The sequence below is a fragment of the Pseudomonas sp. LBUM1679 genome (genome assembly GCF_059695565.1).
The window spans coordinates 4236645-4259363 of record NZ_CP166774.1; the positions used below are offsets into that span (position 1 = coordinate 4236645).

Consider the following 22719-nt stretch of genomic DNA (forward strand, 5'->3'; position numbering starts at 1 on the left):
TCACTTGTTGATATCGACACGGTCACCTTGGACATAGGTGTTTTTGCCAAGGATATTGATGGCGTCACCTTTAATCTCGATCCCGTCAGGAGTGAGGGTGATGCTACTGCCGCCCACCTGCAAAATAATGTGCTGCTTGGCATTCACCTGAATGAACTGGTTGTCGACCTGAATCGTCAGCGAGCCTTCCTGGACATTCATTACCGTGTCTTTCTTGATCGTTTCAGTGTGCGTGCCGCCCACTGTGATCGTGCGATTGCTGCCGACGCTATGGATCTCGTCGACCTCGATCTCGGTGTCCATGTTGCGCTCGGCGTGGACAATCACTTGCTCGGCGCCGGCCTTGTCTTCAAAACGGAAAAAGTTCGCCGTGCCGCCATCGCCCTTCATCGACCGGGTCAAGAAACCACTCTGGGTCTTGTTCGCCGGCAACGACCACGGCGGCATGTTCTGGCTGTTGTAGAGGCTGCCCATGATCAGCGGGCGGTCGGGGTTGCCGTCGAGGAATACCACGACGACTTCGTCGCCTACACGAGGAATCTGCATGCTGCCGAAACCGCCGCTGGCACCGGATTGGGCAACGCGGACCCAGCAAGAGCTTTTGTCGTTGAACTCGCCGTAGCGGTCCCAGTGGAACTGCACTTTCACGCGGCCCATTTCGTCGGTGTATATTTCTTCGCCGGGCGGGCCGACGATGATGGCGGTTTGTGGGCCGGAAATCGCAGGCTTGAGCAGGTCCATCTGTGGACGGAATTTGATCTTTTTCCGCACGCAATAAAATTTATTACCGTAGCCAGCCTGACTTCCCGAGGTGTAATTGTTGCTGCCGCGGTGCTCGATGTTCATCACCAGGAACTGCCTGTCATCGGCAGAGCCAGCGTCATGCTCGTAATGCTGCGTCAGCTCAAACGTATGGCCTGGGCGCATAGCGCGACAGTTGCTTGACCCGACAAATGTCTTGCCTTTGAGCTCCAGCGCCTCAATACGGTTACGCACCAGAAGTTCGCCATCTTCATACGTGCCGTGGGTGTACTGCCCCATGTAATCGAAGATTTCATACGACGGAACATCGCCTTGTTGATTGAGGCTGTTCATCGTGACGGGAATCCGATTTCCCGGCTGTCGATAATCGAAGGTTTGCACCGAGATCTTTCCGGCCTGGAACTCTCGGGCGGAACTCCAGTGAGTGATGGAGTCAGAGTTTTCGGTCACTGATGCTGTGTGGAAGCGCACTTGCGGCTGCTCAGGCAGCGGCGTCAGAACGCTGGAGTCGTCCATGATGATGAGCGTGTGGCTGTCGGCCGTGTGCTCGAAGTAGAAGAACAACCCTTCTTGCTCAAGCAGCCGCATGACGAAGTGACTGTCGCTTTCGCGGTACTGAGTGATATAGCTGTGTGGCTTGAGTGTACGGCTGACGCGGAACTCGTATTTCGCGAGACCTTCATAGCGACCAAAGACCTTCCTGATCACCTGCTCTACGGTTTGATCCTGATAGATTTGAGAGTCATACCGCTGCGCAATCAAGCTCAACCATGAACCCACATAGGCTGAGTAGCGCGACATGCCGCCATCGCTGCCGTTGTTCCCGAAGCTCAGCACATGGCCGTTGATATAACGGCTACCGCCGGTAGCGAGTTCGATTTCAATCGTCGCGGCCTGCCCGATGGCGGACTTGAGTTTTACGCTCGCGTCCGCGGAAACCAGATCCAGCTGAAATCCGAAATCAGTCGATAAACCTTCACTCCCGGCAAAGGATTCAAGCAACAACTCCTGGCCGCCCTTGAGAGCCATGGTCAGCTTGAACAGGCGCCTGTTCTGCGCCGAAAACAGTGAGGAAAGATCCATCGCTTCAACTACTCCTTAAACCGGTAACACGTCATCAGGCTTGGGCGGCCTGCACGTAGTGATCATCGAAAATCAGACACCCGGCGACTTGCGCCAGGAAGCGAACCACTTGAACAATCTGCTCAACCACCAACGACTGCGCGCTTCGCGAATTTCGTCGATTTGCATGAAGGTGTAGGGGATGGGCATGGTTTTTTCTTGGATGCGGAGGGTGCGCAGGCCTCTGATTATGTGGCGTGCGTAGAATAATATTGTGACGGAAACAGCTAGCATCCCAAACAGGACAACCATACCGGTAGTGAGGAAGCCGGCTGTTTTAGTAAAAATACTTGCCGCCAAGGTGGTTGCGCCGGCCACCAAAAGAGGGCTATATGCGGCCGATGTTTTTTGCTTGTTTTGCGGACGTGGCTGGACCTTGATTCCATCATATTCGAATGGATGAAATGACGGTTTGCCATTTGCCAAGACCAAATATGTCAACAATGCGACGCCCATTGGAAAAAGCCCTACCATGAGGGCAGCAATACTTGTCTTTCCCCAGAAACTTGCACCCATCAAATAAGCCGCCGTACAGGCCATATAGGAAAATGCGCCTACGACCGCAAAAAGTATCGAAGTCAAATAAAAAGTAATTCTCTCACATACATAGACAAGATATATAGTACACATGAATGCAAGCAACGACATAATTAAAAATGCCTGCCAAAAATACTTTAAATTTGAAGGCCCAAATACCATAAAAAAAACCAAGAACCCAAAAAAACCCCAACTAATTCTCTTAATATTCTGGGAATCGATCATTCATCATCCTCAATCTTCAACGCGTCGCTGACCGTCTTCATCGATTGCCTTCCTGCTGAGCTGACAAAATCAGGCACCCGGCGACTTGCGCCAGGAAGCGAACCACTTGAACAATCTGCTCAACCACCAACGACTGCGCGCTTCGCGAATTTCGTCGATTTGCATGAAGGTGTAGGGGATGGGCATGGTTTTTTCTTGGATGCGGAGGGTGCGCAGGCCTCTGATTATGTGGCGTGCGTAGAATAATATTGTGACGGAAACAGCTAGCATCCCAAACAGGACAACCATACCGGTAGTGAGGAAGCCGGCTGTTTTAGTAAAAATACTTGCCGCCAAGGTGGTTGCGCCGGCCACCAAAAGAGGGCTATATGCGGCCGATGTTTTTTGCTTGTTTTGCGGACGTGGCTGGACCTTGATTCCATCATATTCGAATGGATGAAATGACGATTTGCCATTTGCCAGGACCAAATACGTCAACGTCACGATCCCTATTGGAACAGGCCACATCATGAGGGCAGCAATACTTGTCTTACCCCAGAACATGGCAGCAACCAAATAAGCCGAGGTGGAGGCGAACAAACAGAAGACGCTTACGACCGTAATAAGTATCGAAGTCATATACAGAGTAAATTTTTCGCACGCATAGACGAGATACAAGGTCCACATAAATGCAGATAAAGACACCACGAAATATACAGGCCAAAAATACCTAAACCCCGAAGGACCAAAGGCGAACAATAAAACAAAAAAAACGAATAAAAACCATGTAAATTTTTTGAGCTTATCTGAGTCAATCATTATGGATTCTCAATCTTCAACGCGTTGCCAATCACCTCATCCACCCCGAACTCAACCATCAACCACTGCGCTGCCAAACCTGCAACAAATCCAACGGCCACTACCACCACTAATGGCGCTGCTGGAACCGCTAACAGGGCAGCGACGCCTGCCAAGGCGTACCCGGAACCGACGCCTGCAGCAGCCGATACGATATTAGTGGGCTGGCTGTAAACAGACTTATTATAGAACTCTGTACCTGTAGTCGAACTTGAATAATCCAGAAATGCTTGCGGACCTACAGCCAGAGCAGCACCAACAGAATTCCCCCCCATGAACTTCAACATGCCGGTAGCGCCATTCGCATGCAGATGTGCACGTTGAGTCAATGCCGCCTTGGTATTCCCGACAGGGATATGAGCGACAGACGGCCCAACCGCACCTAATATTTTATAATGCTTCGCTACGGCCGTCACAGGCACTTCAAAAAACAACTGACCTTCTTTAGCAATAATTTTTATGCTGCCTTTAAATGTTTTACTAGCTGACTGAGCGCCGGGAGCTCCTCGACTATTGGCCCAGGCATTTAGCTTTGATTTCTGCTCAGCAGTTAGATCTAGTAGATCAGTTACCTTTCTGGCCCTGGCTGCTGCCATAACGCCGCCTGCAGCAGTTGCAATAGTCCCTGGCAAGTTACCTCCCGAAAACATCAGAGTTCCAATTACTGGAATTTTTAGGGCGGCCTGTTGCAGGGCTTGCAGCGCTTCAACCGAAACATTAGTGGCGGACTTCAGTTTCTGCAGGAGTTCGCGGAGCAGCAGAGCAGCACGTCTGAATTCATCAGGGCTCATATCCTCGTCGCGAGATGACAGTTGATGCACCAGATACACTGCAGCCGTGTAATCATCGGTCGCGTATTCTCCGGCGAAGCGGCCTGGCTGCATGTAAAAGTCCATTGCGGACTCGCCTGCAAACCCCTGCTGCCCACGCCCTAGTAGGCCCGGTTGCCTGCGCTCACATCGCATGCTGGCCGAAGTGGGAGGTGTCAGAAAGTTACTCATGCGTGCTCCTTCACTGTCTGCCCGCTCAGATTCTGAACCGCGGCATCAATCGACCCAGTCGTGCTCCATAATTCGCACCCACGACGCAGATCGATATCTTGCAATCGCTGGCAATTTGACGGTGTAAGCAGCTTAGAGATGTCCATATTTCTGCATATATCCTTGGATACGACCGCGAATGCCACCGCGCTGGAGTGACTAGTCGAGGCGTTGGAGAACCACACTCGGGACGCCAAAATTAACGCTTCCAGCGAGACGTTCCTACCGCTGGCATCGCATCGAACTGTACTAAAGCCCCTAGAATTCTGTAGGACAAAGGCTACAGCCTTCCGCCCATCATCATACTGGTGTCGGCAGCCGTGTGGCTCACCGGACTGAACCGCTGAGACAACGGAGGAATGGGACAGTGCCATCAGTGTTTCAAAAAAGAGAAACTGGTCACAGTTGCTTTAACGTTACACCCCCAATTGCCTAAAGGAGACACCGCTGAGCCGATGGTGTCAACCTTAGGACGATCAGCTTCAGCATGCTCAGACGCAAATCTGGAATTTTGACACCCAAGGCATTGGGGTGGAGCGCCGTATGAACATCGAAGTTCTTAAAGAAAAAGCGTTGCAGTTACGTGCTGCCATTGCCGCACTGAAATCAAAAGATCCTGCAGCGGCCAAACTCTCTGTGGTACTGGAGCCTCTATTGATCCTGGCAGAACGTGGTGAAATCCAAACCTCAATGGAGTGGCGAGATATTCCAGGGCGCCATTTGTTCACGGAAAACGGGCTTCAGCAGTACCCCGAGCTCGAGCATGCGTTTGCGGAGTTTAAAATCGAACTGACAGGCGGAGAATCGCCAGCACTGCGTCGGCTCAAGGCACAGATGGAAAAAAACAAGAACAGCGGATCGAGGCCTGAATGAGCACAGAATCCAACGAAGCCATGAGGCCGACAACGCCTTTGGGGTTCGTCGAGCGGACGATAGCGGTCACAACGTCCAGGCGCAATAGGTGCCCACAATTTACGATCTATGAGTTAGTGCTTGCACAATTAAAGTACGTGAAAGCTGTGTTTGATGGTTCCGAAACAGACAAATCCAAGCTTCATCGACTTAGTCTAAAGGAATCCATTATGAAAACGCCGATAACCGCCATCGACTACATCGACAACGCGATAGAGATCACCACCCAGAGACACAACGGCTGCCCGGCTTTCCAGACTTACTCAAGCTGTCTAATTCAACTCGAGTTCATCAAAAACGTGTTGCTCGGTGTCGAAACAGACAAAGCAAGATTGCACCAGTTGACTATTGGCGCCTGGGCTGGAAAGGAATTCGACGGCGATGATCCTGAGCTGGCTAAAGCACTGGCGATTGCCTCATGGATCGCAGAGCAGCCAGCACAAGGCCTGAAAATCCAGCTGCCAAACGGGCTCCCGCCGGAGAGTCTGCCTCGCACGTAGTGCTGCCAGTAGCTCAGCTATTCGGTCGACTTACAAAGTGGCGCCATCAGCGCTGCTGCTGTTGAAAAATAGGACACCACTCGCTCAAAGCGCTGTCAGCGCAATCCCCTCCCTACGCCTGCTCAAACCGCTGCTGCAACAAATGCCGCGCGGTCCCCGCGTTCAGATACGTACCAATCAGCTCCGCCAGCTCCTTCTCCTTGAGTTTCCTGTCGTCCCGGCAAAACTGCATCAGCTGCAACTGCACCCAGCGTTTTTTCTTGTCGAGCTTCACATCAGGGGCTAAGAACGAGCGTGAGCTCAGCTCAGGCATGGGCGCGTCGTATTCGAAGCTGAGCACTGGCTTCGGCGAATTGGCTATGGCGCTCAGTGCTGCGTTGCAGCTCCCAGACGCCAAACAGGTTTAGGCACAGCGGCAGGACAATGAGTACGGCAATGAGTCTGATATTTTTCATCGGATGGGCTCGATAGCTGCGTCGCTCTTACTGTCCCTGGCGAGCACAAATTCCATTTAACAAACGCCCGAAGGCCCTTGTGCACTTGTACAACTCACCCTGAAACGGTCCTGGGGCGCCGTTGTACAAAGCGCGTTATACCGTGATGCCAACGATATGTAACCTCAAAAGACACAGGAGTTTTATTCAGCGCCGCGACACATCCAGCGTTTCGTGCACCCTCTGCGTTGTCATTGCTCCCGACATATAAATCGATCCTTGCCCGGCTCTTTCTATTTTTCTTTTCCATTCGTTGCCCCGTTGGGTGAACCGGTTCACCTTTTTCAATTTATTTTAAAGCAACAATTGGATCCATTTCCCGTCTGAAACCACTGGATTCATTGGACATCGGACCATTCCTACAGAGATTTACTGTAAGTAGTGGCCTGCAGACATCATTGCGACATGTATCAAAAACGAGAAAAAATCCGCTTCTGTGTGAACTTTTCCATACAAAACGTTGCCCTATACGACGCTGGTGGCTATTCGATTCCCATATGCCATCACCCTGCTTTCAATTAATCCTGGGCAGTGCGAATTAGCGATGGAGAAACATCGGCAAAACGCACTGCGCATACAGGTGTTATGCCGAGAAATTCGTTCTTCCCGTTCCCCCGTATTTGTTCGGGGAGTTGACGTGAAGATTCAAGGACGATGTACCAATGACTCAAGCGTTTGATGTTGAAGCACTGATCAGATTGCGTAGCCAGACCCGGGCCATTTCCGATGCGCTCAAGGCGCAGGCTTCGGACTATCTGGCGACCCTGGCATTGCTGATTCGTCCGCAGACGTTTTTCGGTGAGTACCTGCAAGGCGCGCAGCGCAGCAGCGGCCGCGAGACCCAACACCATTTCAAAGAGCTCAAGGAACTGTACGACCGCATCGGTTCGGCCTCGCCGTTCCAGCTGGTCAATGAGCTTGAAGTCCCCCTCACCCTGATCAGTACGACGCCGGAACTGTTCCCGCTGGAGTACGACAAGGTGCTGTCCCAAAGCGGTCAATCCATTCGCATCACCAGCCCCGTGCGCTGGGTGGTAGGTTTCAGTTCGTTTGACCTGGCCCGCTTTCGCGCGGTCATCAAGGACCCCAATCGCAGCAGCGCCGAGTTGCACCGCTTTGTCGTGCACTACCTGGTGTTGTTCTACTGCCTGAGCCAGTCGCCGGGCGTGGGCCGGGTGCTTGAAGGCCTGCGTTTCCCCCTGAGTTTCGAGCGGTTCAAGGACTTTGGCGACCTGCCCTTTTGCGTCATCGGCTCCCCGGTACGCGCCCAGTTGCCTGATGAGGCGGTGATCCGCAGCAGCACCCAGATCGCCGGCAATACCAGCTTCGAAGAGCTGGTAGGCCACGAGAATATTTTGGCAATGAACGATGAGATCCGTCAGCGCCTTCTGCTGACGATCGAAGGAATGTAACGCGCCAGGCCAACAGTTGAGCCGACACGCAAACGACTTGCAGCGAATGTGTTCGCACCAGGAGATCACGATGGCGAAGAAGGAAAGTACCCAGCATAAACTCGACCGCGTCCGCGCGCCTCGGGTCCATATCACCTATGACGTGGATATCGGTGACGCTCAGGAAAAGAAAGAGCTGCCCTTTGTCGTCGGTGTGCTGGGCGATTTCTCCGGCAACCCGCTGGAGCCGCTGCCGAAGCTCAAGGACCGCAAGTTCATCTTCATCGACCGCGACAATTTCAACGGCGTGCTCAAGGGCATCAAGCCGCGCCTGAGCTATCGCGTCGACAACACGCTGGTCAGAAACGGCACGCAGCTGGGTGTGGAGCTCAACTTCAACGCCCTCGAAGACTTCGAACCGCAGAACGTGGTGAAGCAGGTCGAGCCGCTGCGCAAGCTGCTGGAAGTGCGTAACAAGCTGGCGGACCTGCGCAACAAGATGGGTGGCAACGACAAGCTCGAAGAGCTGCTCATGGACGTGTTGCAGAACACTGAAAAGTTGAAAACGCTGGGCAGGGAATTCGGCCGTGAAGCCGCTGTTCCCGCCACCGATGGCAAAGAGTAGGAGCCTTGCGATGAACGACAAGCAAACCGTGACTCAACAGGACAGCGAAGTGGTTGAAGTGGAAAACTTCGCCGCGCCCTCCTCGCTGCTCGACAGCATCATTTCCCAAAGCCGTGTAGCGCGCTCCGAGACCGAGCGCACCCGTACCCGCGACTTGATCGGCGAGCTGGTCGGCCAGGTGCTGGAAGGCGAGATGACGCCGAGCAAGGACCTGATTGCCGTGCTCGATGCGCGCATCGCCGAAATCGACGCGATGCTCTCCGAGCAGATGAACGAAATCATGCACGCCCGCGAGTTCCAGCAGCTGGAAGCGTCCTGGCGCGGCCTGAAGTATCAGGTCGACCAGACCGAGACCAGCACCACCCTGAAGATCCAGCTGCTCAACGCGTCGAAGAAAGACCTGGTGCGCGACCTCAAGTCGGCCTCCGAATTCGACCAGAGCGCGCTGTTCAAGAAGATCTACGAAGAAGAATACGGCACCTTCGGTGGTGCGCCGTTCGGCATGTTGCTCGGTGACTATGAGTTCAACCGCAGCCCGGAAGACATGTACCTGCTCGAAGAGATTTCCCATGTCGCCGCCGCGGCCCACGCGCCATTCATCTCGGCGGCCTCGCCTGAGCTGTTCGGCTGGGATTCGTTTACCGACATGTCCGGCCCGCGGGACCTGGCGAAGATTTTCGATACCGTCGAATACGCCAAGTGGAAGTCGTTCCGTGCCTCCGAAGACTCGCGTTATGTCGGCCTGACGTTGCCCCACGTGCTGGGTCGCCTGCCGTATGGCCCGGATACCACGCCGGTCGAGGAATTCAACTTCGTTGAAAGTGTCGATGGCCGCGATCACAACAAATACCTGTGGATGAACGCCGCCTATGCCCTGGGCACCCGGGTCACCGACGCGTTTTCGCGATACGGCTGGTGCGTGGCGATTCGCGGGGTCGAAGGTGGCGGTCTGGTCGAAGGCCTGCCGACCCACACCTTCAAGACCGATGACGGCGAAATCGCCCTCAAGTGCCCGACCGAGATCGCCATCACCGACCGCCGTGAAAAAGAGCTGTCGGACCTGGGCTTCATTCCGCTGGTGCACTGCAAAGGCACCGACTACGCCGCCTTCTTCGGCACCCAGTCGACGCAGAAGCAGAAGCACTACAACACCGATATCGCCAATGCCAACGCGCGGTTGTCCGCGCAGCTGCAGTACATCTTCGCCACCTCGCGCATCGCGCACTACATGAAGGCGATCATGCGCGACAAGATCGGCAGCTTTGCCTCGCGCAAGGACGTCGAGCTGTTCCTCAACAAGTGGCTGTCGAGCTACGTGTTGCTGGACGACACCGCCAGCCAGGAAGCCAAGGCCAAGTTCCCGTTGCGCGAAGCGCGGGCCGAAGTGTTCGAGGTCCCGGGCAAGCCAGGGGTGTACAAGGCCGTGACCTACCTGCGACCGCACTATCAACTGGACGAACTGACCGCTTCGTTGCGCCTGGTCGCCGAATTGCCGCAATCGACCCGCGGCTGATCGCCCCCATTGCAAGGAATGCAATATGAGTAGTCAACACAGGCTGTTGCCATCACTGCTGGATCGATTGCTGGACGATCTTCCCCATCAGTCCATGGAAGCGTCATCGCAGCGCTTGTGTTCGCTGGCCGATTACAAGGCCAGCATCGTTCGCGACCTCGAGGTACTGGTCAACACGCGCCAGTCCCTGGTCGCGGGCGAGCTGGAGGGTTTCGTCAATCTGGGCGGAACCATCCTCGACTACGGCATGCCGGACTTCACCAGCCGCAGCGTGCTGGATCCCCAGGACCGCCTGTTGATTCAACGCCAGCTGGAAAAGGCGATCAGCGTCGGCGACCGGCGGTTTCGCAACGTCAAAGTCCAGCTGCTCGCGCAACAGACCGGCCAACGCATGTTGACCTTCCGCGTGGACGCAGTACTGCGCCTGCAGGACATCACCCGTCAGGTGTCCTTCGACGCGGTGCTGCAGGTCAATACCCAGGAATACAAAGTGCAGAACCTCAACTGATGCTCGACGATCTGCTGCCCTATTACGAAAAGGAACTGTCGCACCTGCGCTTTTTAGGCCAGGAGTTCGCCAGCCAGTACCCGAAGATTGCTTCGCGGTTACTCATCGAGGGCGATAACTGCGAAGACCCGCATACCGAGCGCCTGATCGAGGCCTTCTCGTTCCTGTCGGCCCGGGTGCACAAGAAACTCGACGATGAACTGCCGGAAATCGTCGAGTCGTTTCTGGAAGTGCTGTACCCGCATTACCTGCGCCCTACTCCGTCGATGTCGATCGTCGAGTTCAACCTGGGCAAGCGGGAGAAAGTCACCGAAGCCTTCCGTGTCGCCCGGCACACTGAACTCAGTGCCAACCCGATCGATGGCGTGGTGTGCAAGTTTCGCACCTGCTACCCGGTTGAACTCTGGCCGGTGGCGGTGCATCAAGCGTCGTTCATCGAAATGGAGCGTTCGGCGTTCAACGGTCATAGCGCCGACCTGGTCGCGCGGCTGCGCATCGGCCTGAGGGCAACGTCCGATACGCTGTTCGGCAAGATGGAACTGGACCGCCTGCGCTTTTTCCTCGACGGCGAAAGCACCCTGATGCTGCAGCTCTACGAGTTGCTGTTCAACAACCTGGCCAAGGCGACGGTGAGCTTCGAAGACCAGGGCCGCACTCGCGAGGTCGCCTTGCCGGCGAACGCGTTGAAAGCCGTCGGTTATGGCCTGGACGAAGGCCTGGTGGATTACTCGGAGCGCTCGTTCCTGGGTTATCGCTTGCTCCACGAATACTTCACCTTCCCGGACAAGTTCATGTTCTTCGACTTGTCGGGTTTGGCGCGGCTGTTGGCGGGCCAGAACCTCGAGACAATCGAGATCAACTTCTACTTCTCGGATTACGACCTGAGCGATCGCCTGGCGCGCCTGACGCAGAACATCGGGCGCAATAACTTCAAGCTCAACTGCACGCCGATCATCAACCTGTTCCGCCAGCAGGCCGAGCCGATCAAGTTGACCCATGCCCAGCATGAGTACGCGGTGACGCCGGATGTGCGCCTGCAAAGCTCGGCCGAAGTGGTGTCGATCGATCGCGTACGTCGCGTGCGCAAGGTCGGCGGCCTCGACCAGGTCGACACCTGCCACCCGTTTTTCGAACCGCGCGGCGATCAGGGGCCCGGCCAAAGCTTCTGGATTGCCCGGCGTCGCCCCGTGCAGACCCAACAACGCGATGGCTCGAACATGGTCATCCGGGTCGTGGATCGCGAGCTGGAGCTGCTCGATTCGAGCAACGACACGTTGAGCATCCGCCTGACCTGCAGCAACCGCGACCTGCCGTTGATGCTGCCGTTCGGGGGCGAGCGCGGCGATTTCAATATTCCCGGGAACTCGGTGATCAACGACATCCGCTGCTTGCGCAAACCCACCGCAACGGCCCGCGTGCCCTTGGGCAATGGCGTGATCTGGCGCCTGATCTCGCACCTGTCGCTCAACCATATGTCGCTGGTGTCCCGGGGGCGCGAGGTGCTGCTGGAGCTGTTGTCGCTCTACAACTACCGCAACGTCTCGGCGATCCGCAAACAGATCAACGGCATCGTTTCGGTGAGCAGCGAACCGGTGGTGGCGCGTATCGGCCACCCGCGGCCGAACTTCGTGCGCGGCGTCGGCATCACCCTCAATTTCGATGAAAGCCAGTACACCGGCAGCGGTGTGTTTTTGTTCGGCATGGTGCTGGACCACTTCTTTGGCCAGTACTGCAGCATGAACAGTTTTACCCAATTAACCCTTCGCACCTTGCAGCGCGAAAAGAGAGTCGTCCAATGGCCACCGCGAACCGGCGATCAACCCCTGGTCTGATCGACCAGGCACGGGCTGAGCCGCACCGATTCGAGTTTTTCCAATTGGTGCGCTTGCTCCGCCTGCATTACAGCAGAACCGGGCGCATGGACCTGGACACTCGCCCGCACGAAGACCCTTTGCGTTTTCGCTCGCAGCTGTCGCTCAACTTCCCGGCCAGTGAAGTCAGCGACCTGCAGTTCGAACGCGAGGGCAAGGTGTCTGCGGCCGGCTTGCCGCTGTCCGAAGTGCAGGTCACGTTCATGGGCCTGGTCGGGCCCTCGGGCGTGTTGCCGCGGCCGTACACCGAGTTGTTGATCGAACGGCATATCCAGTACCGGGATGATGCGGCCCATGCGTTCCTCGATATTTTCTCGCACCGCATGACCACGCTGTTTTACGAGGCCTGGCAGAAATACAAGTTCTACATCGAGTACGAACGCAATGGCACCTCGGATTTCGATCGCTACCTGCTCAACCTGGTGGGCTTCGGGCCCGAGGCGCAGAAGCAGAAATTCGATAAACAAGGCTCACCGCTGCGGCGCGAATTGTTCAGCTATTTTTCCGGCCTGTTCGCCCAGAAACCCCGCAACGCGATGAACCTCGAAGCGATGCTGAGTTTCTATTTTTCGCTGCCGTTCAAGGTCAAGCCGTTTGCCGGCCGCTGGCTGAAACTCGATGCCGGCCAATGCACGCAGTTGGGCCGCAAGAACGCCGTGCTCGGGCAAAGCGCCGTGGCCGGCAACCGCGTCTGGGACTATCAATCCTGCGTGCGCATCGAGATTGGCCCGCTGGACCTGGTCGACTATCAACGCTTCCAGCCCGGCACCGCGGACTACCAGAAACTGGTGGAACTGGTGCGCTTCTACGTCGGCGCCGAACTCGACTTCCAGTTGGCGCCCAGGCTCAAGCCCGCCGCCGTCCCCGTGGCCCGCCTCGGTCGCCAGGGCAATGTGTCACTGGGCTGGCTGGGCTGGCTCAAACGCCCGGGCGTCGACGTGGAACCGTCCCGTTGCGCCCTCTTCCACATTCCATTCGATGGGGTCTCCCTGTGAACCTGAAGTCCCTGTTTGCCAAGTTGAACGACACCAGCCGCACCGCCACCGAAAGCGCCGCGGCCTTGTGCCTGTCGGAACAGCACTACGACGTCGAGATCGAGCACCTGCTGTTGCAGTTGCTCGACAGCCACGACAACGACCTGCCGGCCATCCTCCGGCACTACGACGTGGTGCCCGAGCGCCTGCAGGCGCAGTTGGTGACAGCGCTGGGCACGTTCAAGAAAGGCAATACCCGCACCCCGGCACTGTCGCCGCACATCACGCGCATGATCGAGCAGGCCTGGGTGCTGGCCTCCATCGAATTCGGCCAAGGGCAGATTCGCACCGGTTATCTGTTGCAGGCGTTGCTGGATGACAACGAGCTGCGCCGGGTGGTGATCGCCTGCGCCCCCGAGCTGGAAAAAATCAATGCCGACGACCTGCGGGTCAACCTCGGCGCGCTGGTCGAAGGCAGCGCCGAATCGCAACAGGCCAAACCACTGGCCGGCGCGGACGTTACCCCCCGCAGCACGGTAAAAGGCAACGGCAAGACCCCGGCCCTCGATCAATACACCATCAACCTGACGCAAAGCGCTCGCGAAGGCCGGATCGATCCGGTGCTCGGCCGGGAGTTCGAGGTGCGGCAGATGGTCGACATCCTGACCCGCCGTCGCCAGAACAACCCGATCCTGACCGGTGAAGCCGGCGTGGGTAAAACCGCCGTGGTTGAAGGCCTGGCGTTGCGCATCATCCAGGGTGACGTGCCGTCGGTGCTTAAAGACGTGGCGATCCATACCCTCGACCTGGGCTTGCTCCAGGCCGGTGCCGGGGTGAAAGGCGAGTTCGAAAACCGCCTCAAGTCGGTCATCGAGGAAACCAAGCGCAGCCTGCATCCGATCATCCTGTTCATCGACGAGGCGCACACCTTGATCGGTTCGGGGGGCCAGGCCGGGCAGAACGATGCCGCCAACCTGCTCAAACCGGCCCTGGCCCGGGGTGAACTGCGCACCATCGCCGCAACCACCTGGGCCGAGTACAAGAAGTACTTCGAGAAAGACGCAGCGTTGGCGCGGCGCTTCCAGGTGGTCAAGGTCGAAGAGCCGGACGAAGACAAGGCGATCCACATGCTGCGCGGCCTGCTGGGCAAGATGCAGGATCACCACAAGGTCACGGTGATGGACGAAGCGCTGGTGCAGGCCGTGCGCCTGTCCAGTCGCTACATCACCGGACGCCAGTTGCCGGACAAGGCCGTCAGCGTGCTGGACACCGCCTGCGCGCGGGTCGCCCTGGGCCAATCGGCGCAGCCGGGGCCCCTGGAAGACTGCAAAAGAACCCTCGACAACCTCCAGGCTGAAATCGCGGTGCTGCAGCAGGAAGCGGCCAAAGGCAGCGACCATGCCCGGCGCCTGGCCACCCTGCAGACCGAACTGCAGGCCGGGCAGCAGACCCGCGAAGGCCTGGAACAACAATGGCAGCGCGAGCTGGCACTGGTGGAAAAACTCGGCGCGCTCAGCCATCCGGACAACCAGGCGCCCGATGTGCGCGAGATCGCCGCCGTACGCGCCGAACTGGCCAGCGTCCAGGGCGAACAACCCCTGGTGCACGCATTAGTAGATGGCGGCACCATCGGCGAAGTGATCTCCGGCTGGACCGGCATCCCCTTGGGCAAGATGCTGCGCGACGAGATCGACACCGTCCAGCGCCTGCCCGCGCTGTTGGGCGAACGGGTGCTGGGCCAGGACCACGCACTGCAGGAAATCGGCAAGCGCATCAAGGTGTCCCGCGCGCGCATGGAAGACCCCAACAAACCGATCGGGGTGTTCCTGTTGCTCGGCCCGAGCGGCGTCGGCAAGACCGAAACCGCCCTGGCCCTGGCCGACACCCTGTACGGCGGCGAGCGTAACCTGATCACCATCAATATGTCCGAGTACCAGGAAGCCCATACGGTATCGAGCCTCAAGGGTTCGCCACCGGGCTACGTCGGCTACGGCGAAGGCGGCGTGCTGACCGAAGCCGTGCGGCGCAAGCCTTACAGCGTGGTGCTGCTGGATGAAGTGGAAAAAGCCCACCCGGACGTGCTCGAACTGTTTTTCCAGGTGTTTGACAAAGGCGTGCTGGATGACGGCGAAGGCCGCGAGATCAACTTCCGCAACACCGTGATCATCCTCACGTCCAACACCGGCACCGAGCACATCATGCAGGCGTGCCTGAATGCCGGGCAGCAGCCGACCCCCGATGAGATCGTCGAAGGCTTGCGCGAGGAGTTGAACCAGGTGTTCAAACCGGCCTTCCTCGGCCGCCTGACCATCGTCCCCTATTACCCGGTCAAGGACGCGATCCTGGAGCGCATCGTCGCGCTCAAGCTCGAACGCATTCGCCGGCGCTTCGAGCGCAACCATCAAGCCGTGCTGAGCTACGACGCCGCGCTGGTCAAGGCCATTGCCGCGCGCTGCACCGAAGTCGACAGCGGCGCGCGCAACATCGACAACATTCTGTCCAAGACCCTGATGCCGGAACTGGCCCAGCAGGTCCTGGAACGGATGGCGCAGGACAAACCGATCCAGAGTTTGCACATCGAGATGGACAGCGACGGCGATTTCGCCTGTCGCCTGGGTTGATCGAGCACTTACAGGTAACCGTGATGGATAACAGACAGACAGGGAAGCGTGCCGCACAGCCAGCATTGGCAAAGTGCCTGGTCGCGGTGGCAATGATGATGGCACTGACCGCCTGTGGCGTCACCGACCGGATCGGCAAGCGGGTCGACGATACCTGGGCCGGCGACATGCTGTTCGACGATAACGAGAAGGTCATCCTGACGTCCGACGGCGGCAATCAGCTCAATCCCGACGAGTCCGGCAAACCGCTGTCGGTGGTGATTCGCGTGTACCAGCTGACTTCGCTGGAGCGCTTTTCCTCGATCGACGCCGACACGCTGTGGGACGACCCGCAGAAAGCCCTGGGCAATACGCTGATCGAAAACCGCGAAATCACCCTGCTGCCGGGCTTGGGGCAGGTCGACAAGTGGCCTTTGAACAAGGCCGCGGGCTATGTCGGCGTCGCCGCTTTTTTTCGCTCGGACGAAAACAGCCGCTGGAAGGTCGCCTTTGATGCCAACTCGCTGCGCAAGGAAGGCATCTGGTTTTCCGCCGATGGCCTGCGGGTGCTGGTGGACAACAACACGGTTTCAGCCATGAGCGGCGTCGATGTACTGAACAAACCCAAGACCGAAGCGCAGCTCGCCCAGGCGTCCGCGCAGACCGACCAGCCAACTGAAGGCAGCCTCACCCAGCGCGTCCAGGACGCGGTCGTGCAGCAGGCCGAAGACACGGCGACAAACTCCGCGCAAAAAGCCACCGAATCAAAATTACACTCTCTATTGGAAGGCGTTCATGAGTAAGCAAAGCCGGGTGATGTGGTCGGAAGGCATGTTCCTTTTGCCACAACATTTCCAATACCAGGATGAGTTCCACCAGCATCAGCTGGCGGAATCGACGCTGCGCAGCACGCCCTTCCATTGGGGCGTGCAGATGCTGCAGGTCGATGAAGAAGCCCTCGCCACCGGCTCCTTGCAGCTCAAACGGCTGAAACTGGTGTTTCCCGACGGCAGCCTGTATGACGCGCCGCAGCATGACCCGCTGCCAGCGGCCCGTGACTTGAAAGACCTGCTCAAGGGCAACGACCTGAAGGTTTACGCCGCGCTGAAACTGCCTGAGCCCTTCGGCATGAATTACGTCGAAGACGGCCAGGAGCAAAAAAGCGCACGGCGTTTTCGCAAGCAGTTCGACACCTTGCCGGACCTGAATGAAGGCGACCTCGAGAACGAAATCACCAGCCTGCGCCTGAACGTGGTGATGCTGATCGACGGCGACAACCTGGATGGCTACAGCTGGTGCCCGATCGCCCGGCTGTCGCGCAATAACATCGGCGGTTTCAACCTCGACGCGCATTTCGTGCACCCGACCCTGCATGTCGGCACCCATGAAACCTTGATCGGGCTTGGCAAACGTTTGCTCGGTGCCTTGCAATCCAAGAGCAAGGCGCTGTCGGGCCGTCGTCGCGAACGCGCGGACCAGATTGCCGAATTCGGCTCCAGCGACGTGACCCTGTTCTGGCTGCTGAACACCGTGAACCGCGCGCACCCGGGCCTGGCGCACCTGCTCGCCCACCCGCGCCTGCACCCCGAGCGCCTGTACGTGTTTCTGGCGGAGCTCGCCGGTGGCCTGCTGACGTTTTCCCTGGACACCCAGCTCAACGACATCCCCGAGTATGACCATCACGACCCGGCGGCTTCGCTGGTCAAGCTCGACGAGATGATTCGGGTGCTGCTCGACAACGTGGTGCCTAACCAGTGCGTGGTGATCAACCTGACCCAGACCAAGCCGTCGTACTGGCAGGGCCAGTTGCTCGACCCGCGCCTGGCCGAGGCCGATTTCTATATTTGCGTGCACGCCGACATGCCGGGTTCCAGCCTGCTGGAACTGGTGCCGCGCGCGTTCAAGGTCGGTTCGCCCGAAGACATTGAAGTGGTGGTCAACAGCGCCATGCCCGGGGTCACGCTGAATCACGCGAGCCGCTTGCCCAATGCGATTCCGGTGCGCCTGGACAATCACTACTTCTCCATCGAGCCCCATGGCCGGGTGTACGAACGCATGATGAGTGCCCAGGCCATCTCGTTCTACGCGCCCAGCGCTTTTACCAATCTCAAGCTTGAACTGATGGCGGTACTCAAATGACTGAAGCAGTAATGCAAGGCGCCGTGGCGACCGCCAGCGAAAAACCGCTGATGAAAGACCTGGTGCAAGACTTCATCAGCATGGCGCTGATCGTGCGCAAGGGCCGGCAAGTGACCTCGGTCAGCGCTTTCGAGGCGAGCATCGATGCCTTCTTTTCGACCCTGGAACGCGAAGCCCGCAGCGCCAACTACAGCGTCGAACAAGTGAAGGACACGCAATACGCCCTGTGTGCGTTCCTCGACGAAAGCGTGTTGCGCTCCGGCGTCCCGGGGGCTGTCGATAACCCATTGCGCAGTCACTTCGAACTGCAGCCGTTGCAGTTCCGCTACTTCGGCGTGCACCTGGCCGGCGAAGGCTTCTTCGAGAAAATCGATTCGTTGCGCAGCGACGTCAAGCAGAACCTGGATGTGCTCGAGGTGTACCACCTGTGCCTGGCGCTGGGTTTCGAAGGCAAATTCAGCCTCGGCCAGAAAGACCAGTTGCGGTACCTGGCCAACACCCTGGGCCAGGACATCGCGCGTTACCGCAAGACGCCCAAGGCGCTCTCGCCCGATTGGGCCTTGCCCGACCAGGTGTCGCAGATGCTACGCCATGAAGTGCCCGTCTGGCTCTACCTGGCGCTCATTGCGCTGGTCTGCGTGGGGGTTTACCTGACGCTGGACTGGCTGTTGGCCAAGGACGTCGCCGCGTTGTCCGAACAAATCAGCCAGCTGTTCAGTGCCTGAGCACAGGTCAGGTAATCGAGTCAGGAAGACATGAAGACATTATTGCGTTTGTTGAAAAGTTTTTGGTTCGTCATCCCCGTGTTGTGGCTGGCGAGCCTGGTGCTGTGCTGGTTCGTCGCGCCGCATGTGAGCTGGCTGCAGGGCTATGCGCTGGAGGCGATGGCGATCATCAGTGCCTTCTACCTGCTGCTCATTGTGCTGCGTCAGTACAAGCGGATCCGCGCCGAACACAACCTTGAGAACCTGGTGCAGATCGAGGTCGATCGATCGCTCAAGTCCACCGGTGAGTTCCGCGACCAGCAAGTGCTGCGCGAACGCCTCAAGCACGCCATCGCGATGCTGCGCACCGATCGCTCGGCCGGTGGCGGTGGTTCGTCGGCGCTGTATGACCTGCCGTGGTACCTGGTCATCGGCATGTCCGGCGCCGGCAAGACCTCGTTGCTGACCCGTTCCGGCCTGTCGGCGAGTATCGCCAACAGCGTCAATGACACCCAGAGCGGCACTCAACACTGCGACTGGTACTTCAGCCCCGAGGCCGTGATGATCGACACGGCCGGTCGTTACCTGCGCGACGACCAGTCGGCCAGCGAGTTTGCCGCGTTCCTGCGGATGCTGAAAAAGCAACGCAACAAGGCGGCAGTCAACGGCCTGGTGCTGGTGGTCAGCCTGCCCGAATTGCTGGCGGCCAGCGCTGCCGAGCGCCACGAACTCGCCGCGCAACTGGTGTCGCGCATCGAGGAATACACCGACTGCCTGGACGCCAACCCGCCGATCTACCTGATGTTGAGCAAGACCGACCAACTGCCGGGTTTCAGCCAGGCATTCGAAGGCCTGGACCTCAATGAACGGCAGCAACCGCTGGGCATGACCTTCGGCCTGTCGGAAATCCGCAACCAGGGTCTGCGCCCGGTGCTGGATGCCAAGCTGGCCAACCTGCACAGTCATATCCGCCGGCATGTCGACGCGCAGATGATCGCGCTGGGGGCGGATGCCAACAGCGCGCTGCTGAATTTCCCGAACTACTTTTCCGAACTGTCGGTGGTGCTGGAGCAGTTCCTCCAGTACTTCGCCCACACCGGGCAGGCGGGCACGCAACTGTTGCTGCGCGGCCTGTATTTCACCAGCGCCCTGCAGACCGATCAGCAGCTGAGCCAGGTCTATGAAGATGACCTCGCCGAGTCGTTCGCGCTGCAGCCACAACCCGAGCACGACCCGTACGCGTCCGGCAGCGGCCAGAAAATCAGCGATCGCAGCTATTTCATTACCGATACCTTCCGCCGGGTGATTTTCCCGGACCGCGACCTGACGCTCTATCAATCGCGTTTCGGCCAGAATAAATCCTTCAGCCCTGCCGTGCTGGGTGTGGCGGTGCTGGCCGGGCTGGTGTTCATTGGCTGGCAAACCCTGTCATTCCAGAACAACCGTCAGTGGCTGGACTCGTTGCGCGCGCAACTGACCACGCTGCAGCAATCACCGGACCGCGCCCAGTTGCTCGCGTCGGGCCAGGGCCTGGAATTACTGCGCGATCAACTCGCCGCCATCGAGAAATACCGTGCCCAAGGCGTGCCGCTGCAACTCGGCGCCGGCCTTTATCGGGGTGACGACATCTACCTCCTCGCCCAGAATGCCTATTTGCAGCAACTGCGCACCCAGGCGCTCGAACCCGTGACCCTGCACCTGCAATTGCAGATGCGCGCGTTCAACGAGTTCGCCAACACCATGGACCCGCAGAACAGCTTTGCTCCAGCGTCCGCCAAGGCCGGTAGCCTCTCCGCCAAAGCCCGTGCGCAAGGCCTGAAACTGCCCACCCGCTTGAACAGCGTGCCGCGCAGCGCCGGTGATGTCAGCAACCGTTTGAGCGGTGCCGCCAAGGGTGCGGCCAGCAATGTTCGCGCAGAGGCAATGACCGCGCTGCGCAATCCGGCCACGGCGAGCGACGCCGCGGATCTGTCGGCGACCACCGGTGGACTCTCGTTGTCCGAGGAAATGCTCGGCCGGCTGGACGAGCGCCAGGTCGCGTCCATTATCGAATCCTATAACGCCCTGAAGCTGTACCTGATGCTGACCCAGCCCGATGCGCATCCCGAGCCGGAATTCGTCGGGGCGGCGTTGCCGATGGCCTGGGCCAGTACCGCCAGTGCGGACAATCCGGTCAGCGCTGACGTCATAGCGGACAACTCGCCGGTCTACGTGCAACTGCTCAAGAACGGCCAGGCGCCGTCTTTGCCTCGCAACGAGCAGTTGATCAGCGAAACCCGCAACAGCCTGAAGTCGTTCATGATTTCCAGCTCGCTGGTGGATCGCGAATATTTGCGCCTGCAATTGGAGTCCAGCCGCCAGTTTCCGGCCCTGGGCCTGAGCGATCTGGTGCCGTTGCCGGGACGTCAGCTGTTGTACGGCACCGAAGCGGTGCCGGCGATTTTCACCCGCCAAGGCTGGGAACAGTTCGTCAAGCCGGAGCTGATCAAGCTGGTGTCGGGCAACCTGCGCAACGAATCGGACTGGGTGCTCGATGGCGAAGGCGGCGACAGCCTCGTGCAGAAAGCCAACTTCATCCGGGAGTTCATGACCCGCTACAAGCGCGACTACAGCCAAGCCTGGTACGGCTTCATCGACAGTGTCGGCGTGCGCCATTTCACCGACATGGCCAACGCGACCCAACAACTGTCGCTGCTCAGCGACGTGCAGAACTCGCCGGTGAAAAACCTGCTGGCGGCGGTCAACGACAACACCCAATGGGATGTGCCTGCACCCCGTGAAACACTGCAACCGGGGATCAAGCGCGATGACGGTTTCTGGGGCAAGGTCACCGGTATCTTCGATGGCCAGGACACCTCGCCGAACGCGCTGATTTCGCCATTGCCCGCCGTGGACGACGGCAGCCTGGCCAAGCGCTTCGAGCCGGTGTCGCGGGTGTTCGCGGTGCAGAACGCCGAGGGTGCCGACAGCACCATCATGGATCGCTACCTGGCGGCGTTGCGCAAACTCAAGGTGCGGATGAACAACATCCAGCGCTCGCAAGACGTCGGCAAAAGCAGCAAGCAACTGATCAGCGAGACCCTGGAGGGTCAGCCGAGCGAAGTCACCAGCGTGCGCAACTATGTCGAGACCACCGTCGACACCAGTCAGGGCGGCTTGTCGAGCTCGCTGCAAGGCCTGTTCAGCCTGCCGATCCAGTTTGCCTGGGAAACCCTGCGCGATCCGGCCGGCGAGCAGATCGCCAAGGCCTGGGCGCAACAGATCGCCAAGCCCTGGGAACAGGTGATGGCGCACCGTTACCCGATCGCGGCGGGCAGTCGCAACGAAGCCTCGGTCAAGGACCTGCAGCGTTTCGTCGACCCGGAGTCCGGCCTGTTGCCGAACTTCAAGCGCAACGAAATCGGCAACCTGTCCGGTGGCGAAGGCCTGGGCATGAGCAGCGCCAGCAAGGCCACGCCACTGGTCAACCCGAACATGGTCAACAGCATCGACAAGGCCAGCTCCCTGGGCCAGGTGATCGCCAGCCTGTCGGACCGGGAAAACGGCTTCGAGATCATGCTCGAGCCTTCGGCTTACTTCACCGACATCATCTTCACCCTCGATGGCCAGGTGCAGCATTACCGCAACGGCAAGACCAGCTGGAGCCGCTTCTCCTGGCCAGGCACCACCACCGCACCCGGTGCCCGCATGGACGTAGTCACGCTGACCGGCGAGCGCATCACCGTGTTTGATTACCCCGGTCGCTGGGGCCTGCTGCGCATGAATGACAGCGCCCGGGTCAGTGATCTGGACGGTATCCAGCAACGTTTCAGCTGGAACACCGCCAGTGGCCAGGTCAGCCTCGCCGTGCGCAACTACGGCGGTGTCAAGCTGACCGACCTGGCCAACGTCAAGGCCCTGAGTGCACTCAACGCGACAGGCGGGCGGGTCCAGTGAGCACGCTCGTGTTGAATCAGGACTGCGGC

Annotated in this window: 18 protein-coding genes and 1 pseudogene; 13 read left to right on the forward strand and 6 right to left on the reverse strand. The window is 58.6% G+C overall.

What is annotated here, in order from left to right; translation table 11 throughout:
- The 4 genes from tssI to ACA062_RS19220 form a co-directional block, all read right to left on the reverse strand.
- Complete coding sequence (gene tssI, locus ACA062_RS19205) at positions 1-1845, reverse strand: type VI secretion system tip protein TssI/VgrG (RefSeq protein WP_497452514.1); 1845 nt, start codon at positions 1843-1845, stop codon at positions 1-3.
- A gap of 72 nt (positions 1846-1917) precedes the next feature.
- Complete coding sequence (locus tag ACA062_RS19210; RefSeq protein WP_497452515.1) at positions 1918-2646, reverse strand: hypothetical protein; 729 nt, start codon at positions 2644-2646, stop codon at positions 1918-1920.
- A gap of 69 nt (positions 2647-2715) precedes the next feature.
- Positions 2716-3444, reverse strand: coding sequence for a hypothetical protein (locus tag ACA062_RS19215; protein ID WP_497452516.1), 729 nt, complete (start codon positions 3442-3444; stop codon positions 2716-2718).
- Positions 3444-4484 (reverse strand): hypothetical protein, encoded by a 1041-nt coding sequence (locus tag ACA062_RS19220; RefSeq protein WP_497452517.1) that lies wholly within the window; start codon positions 4482-4484, stop codon positions 3444-3446. The genes ACA062_RS19215 and ACA062_RS19220 overlap by 1 nt, the downstream gene beginning before the upstream one ends.
- A gap of 582 nt (positions 4485-5066) precedes the next feature.
- On the opposite strand from ACA062_RS19220, the gene ACA062_RS19225 reads away from it, so the two are divergent.
- Together ACA062_RS19225 and ACA062_RS19230 are read left to right on the forward strand one after the other, a co-directional pair.
- Complete coding sequence (locus tag ACA062_RS19225) at positions 5067-5396, forward strand: hypothetical protein (RefSeq protein ID WP_497452518.1); 330 nt, start codon at positions 5067-5069, stop codon at positions 5394-5396.
- Positions 5393-5935 carry an immunity protein Tsi6 family protein gene (locus tag ACA062_RS19230; RefSeq protein WP_497452519.1) on the forward strand — a complete coding sequence of 181 codons (543 nt, stop codon included), beginning with the start codon at positions 5393-5395 and terminating at the stop codon, positions 5933-5935. Before ACA062_RS19225 ends, ACA062_RS19230 begins: the two co-directional genes overlap by 4 nt.
- Before the next feature lie 112 nt (positions 5936-6047).
- Here the strand turns inward: ACA062_RS19230 and ACA062_RS19235 are convergent.
- Together ACA062_RS19235 and ACA062_RS19240 are read right to left on the reverse strand one after the other, a co-directional pair.
- A pseudogene (locus ACA062_RS19235) lies at positions 6048-6272 on the reverse strand (M48 family metallopeptidase); the annotation flags it as partial.
- The gene (locus ACA062_RS19240; protein ID WP_497452520.1) at positions 6241-6390 is read right to left on the reverse strand and encodes a hypothetical protein; all 150 of its coding nucleotides are present in this window, start codon (positions 6388-6390) and stop codon (positions 6241-6243) included. The gene ACA062_RS19240 and the pseudogene ACA062_RS19235, both read right to left, overlap by 32 nt.
- A gap of 701 nt (positions 6391-7091) precedes the next feature.
- Here ACA062_RS19240 and ACA062_RS19245 point away from each other — a divergent pair.
- The 11 genes from ACA062_RS19245 (at position 7092) to ACA062_RS19295 (ending at position 22690) form a co-directional block, all read left to right on the forward strand.
- Positions 7092-7841, forward strand: a complete 750-nt coding sequence (locus ACA062_RS19245) for a hypothetical protein (protein WP_497452521.1) — start codon at positions 7092-7094, stop codon at positions 7839-7841.
- Between the two features lie 70 nt (positions 7842-7911).
- A complete protein-coding gene (gene tssB, locus ACA062_RS19250) occupies positions 7912-8445 on the forward strand; it encodes a type VI secretion system contractile sheath small subunit (RefSeq protein WP_497452522.1) in 534 nt (177 codons plus the stop codon).
- A gap of 10 nt (positions 8446-8455) precedes the next feature.
- Complete coding sequence (gene tssC, locus ACA062_RS19255; RefSeq protein ID WP_497452523.1) at positions 8456-9958, forward strand: type VI secretion system contractile sheath large subunit; 1503 nt, start codon at positions 8456-8458, stop codon at positions 9956-9958.
- A gap of 25 nt (positions 9959-9983) precedes the next feature.
- Entirely contained in the window at positions 9984-10466 is a 483-nt protein-coding gene (gene tssE, locus ACA062_RS19260; RefSeq protein ID WP_497452524.1) for a type VI secretion system baseplate subunit TssE, read from the forward strand.
- Positions 10466-12298, forward strand: coding sequence for a type VI secretion system baseplate subunit TssF (gene tssF, locus ACA062_RS19265; RefSeq protein WP_497452525.1), 1833 nt, complete (start codon positions 10466-10468; stop codon positions 12296-12298). The genes tssE and tssF overlap by 1 nt, the downstream gene beginning before the upstream one ends.
- A complete protein-coding gene (gene tssG / locus ACA062_RS19270; protein WP_497452526.1) occupies positions 12262-13332 on the forward strand; it encodes a type VI secretion system baseplate subunit TssG in 1071 nt (356 codons plus the stop codon). Before tssF ends, tssG begins: the two co-directional genes overlap by 37 nt.
- Entirely contained in the window at positions 13329-15932 is a 2604-nt protein-coding gene (gene tssH, locus ACA062_RS19275) for a type VI secretion system ATPase TssH (protein WP_497452527.1), read from the forward strand. The genes tssG and tssH overlap by 4 nt, the downstream gene beginning before the upstream one ends.
- Positions 15933-15955: 23 nt before the next feature.
- Positions 15956-16714 carry a type VI secretion system lipoprotein TssJ gene (gene tssJ / locus ACA062_RS19280; RefSeq protein WP_497452528.1) on the forward strand — a complete coding sequence of 253 codons (759 nt, stop codon included), beginning with the start codon at positions 15956-15958 and terminating at the stop codon, positions 16712-16714.
- Complete coding sequence (tssK, locus tag ACA062_RS19285) at positions 16707-18050, forward strand: type VI secretion system baseplate subunit TssK (protein ID WP_497452529.1); 1344 nt, start codon at positions 16707-16709, stop codon at positions 18048-18050. Before tssJ ends, tssK begins: the two co-directional genes overlap by 8 nt.
- Positions 18047-18775, forward strand: a complete 729-nt coding sequence (gene icmH / locus ACA062_RS19290; RefSeq protein WP_128871104.1) for a type IVB secretion system protein IcmH/DotU — start codon at positions 18047-18049, stop codon at positions 18773-18775. Before tssK ends, icmH begins: the two co-directional genes overlap by 4 nt.
- A 30-nt stretch (positions 18776-18805) precedes the next feature.
- The gene (locus ACA062_RS19295) at positions 18806-22690 is read left to right on the forward strand and encodes a type VI secretion protein IcmF/TssM N-terminal domain-containing protein (protein ID WP_497452530.1); all 3885 of its coding nucleotides are present in this window, start codon (positions 18806-18808) and stop codon (positions 22688-22690) included.
- The last annotated feature ends 29 nt before the right edge of the window (positions 22691-22719 follow it).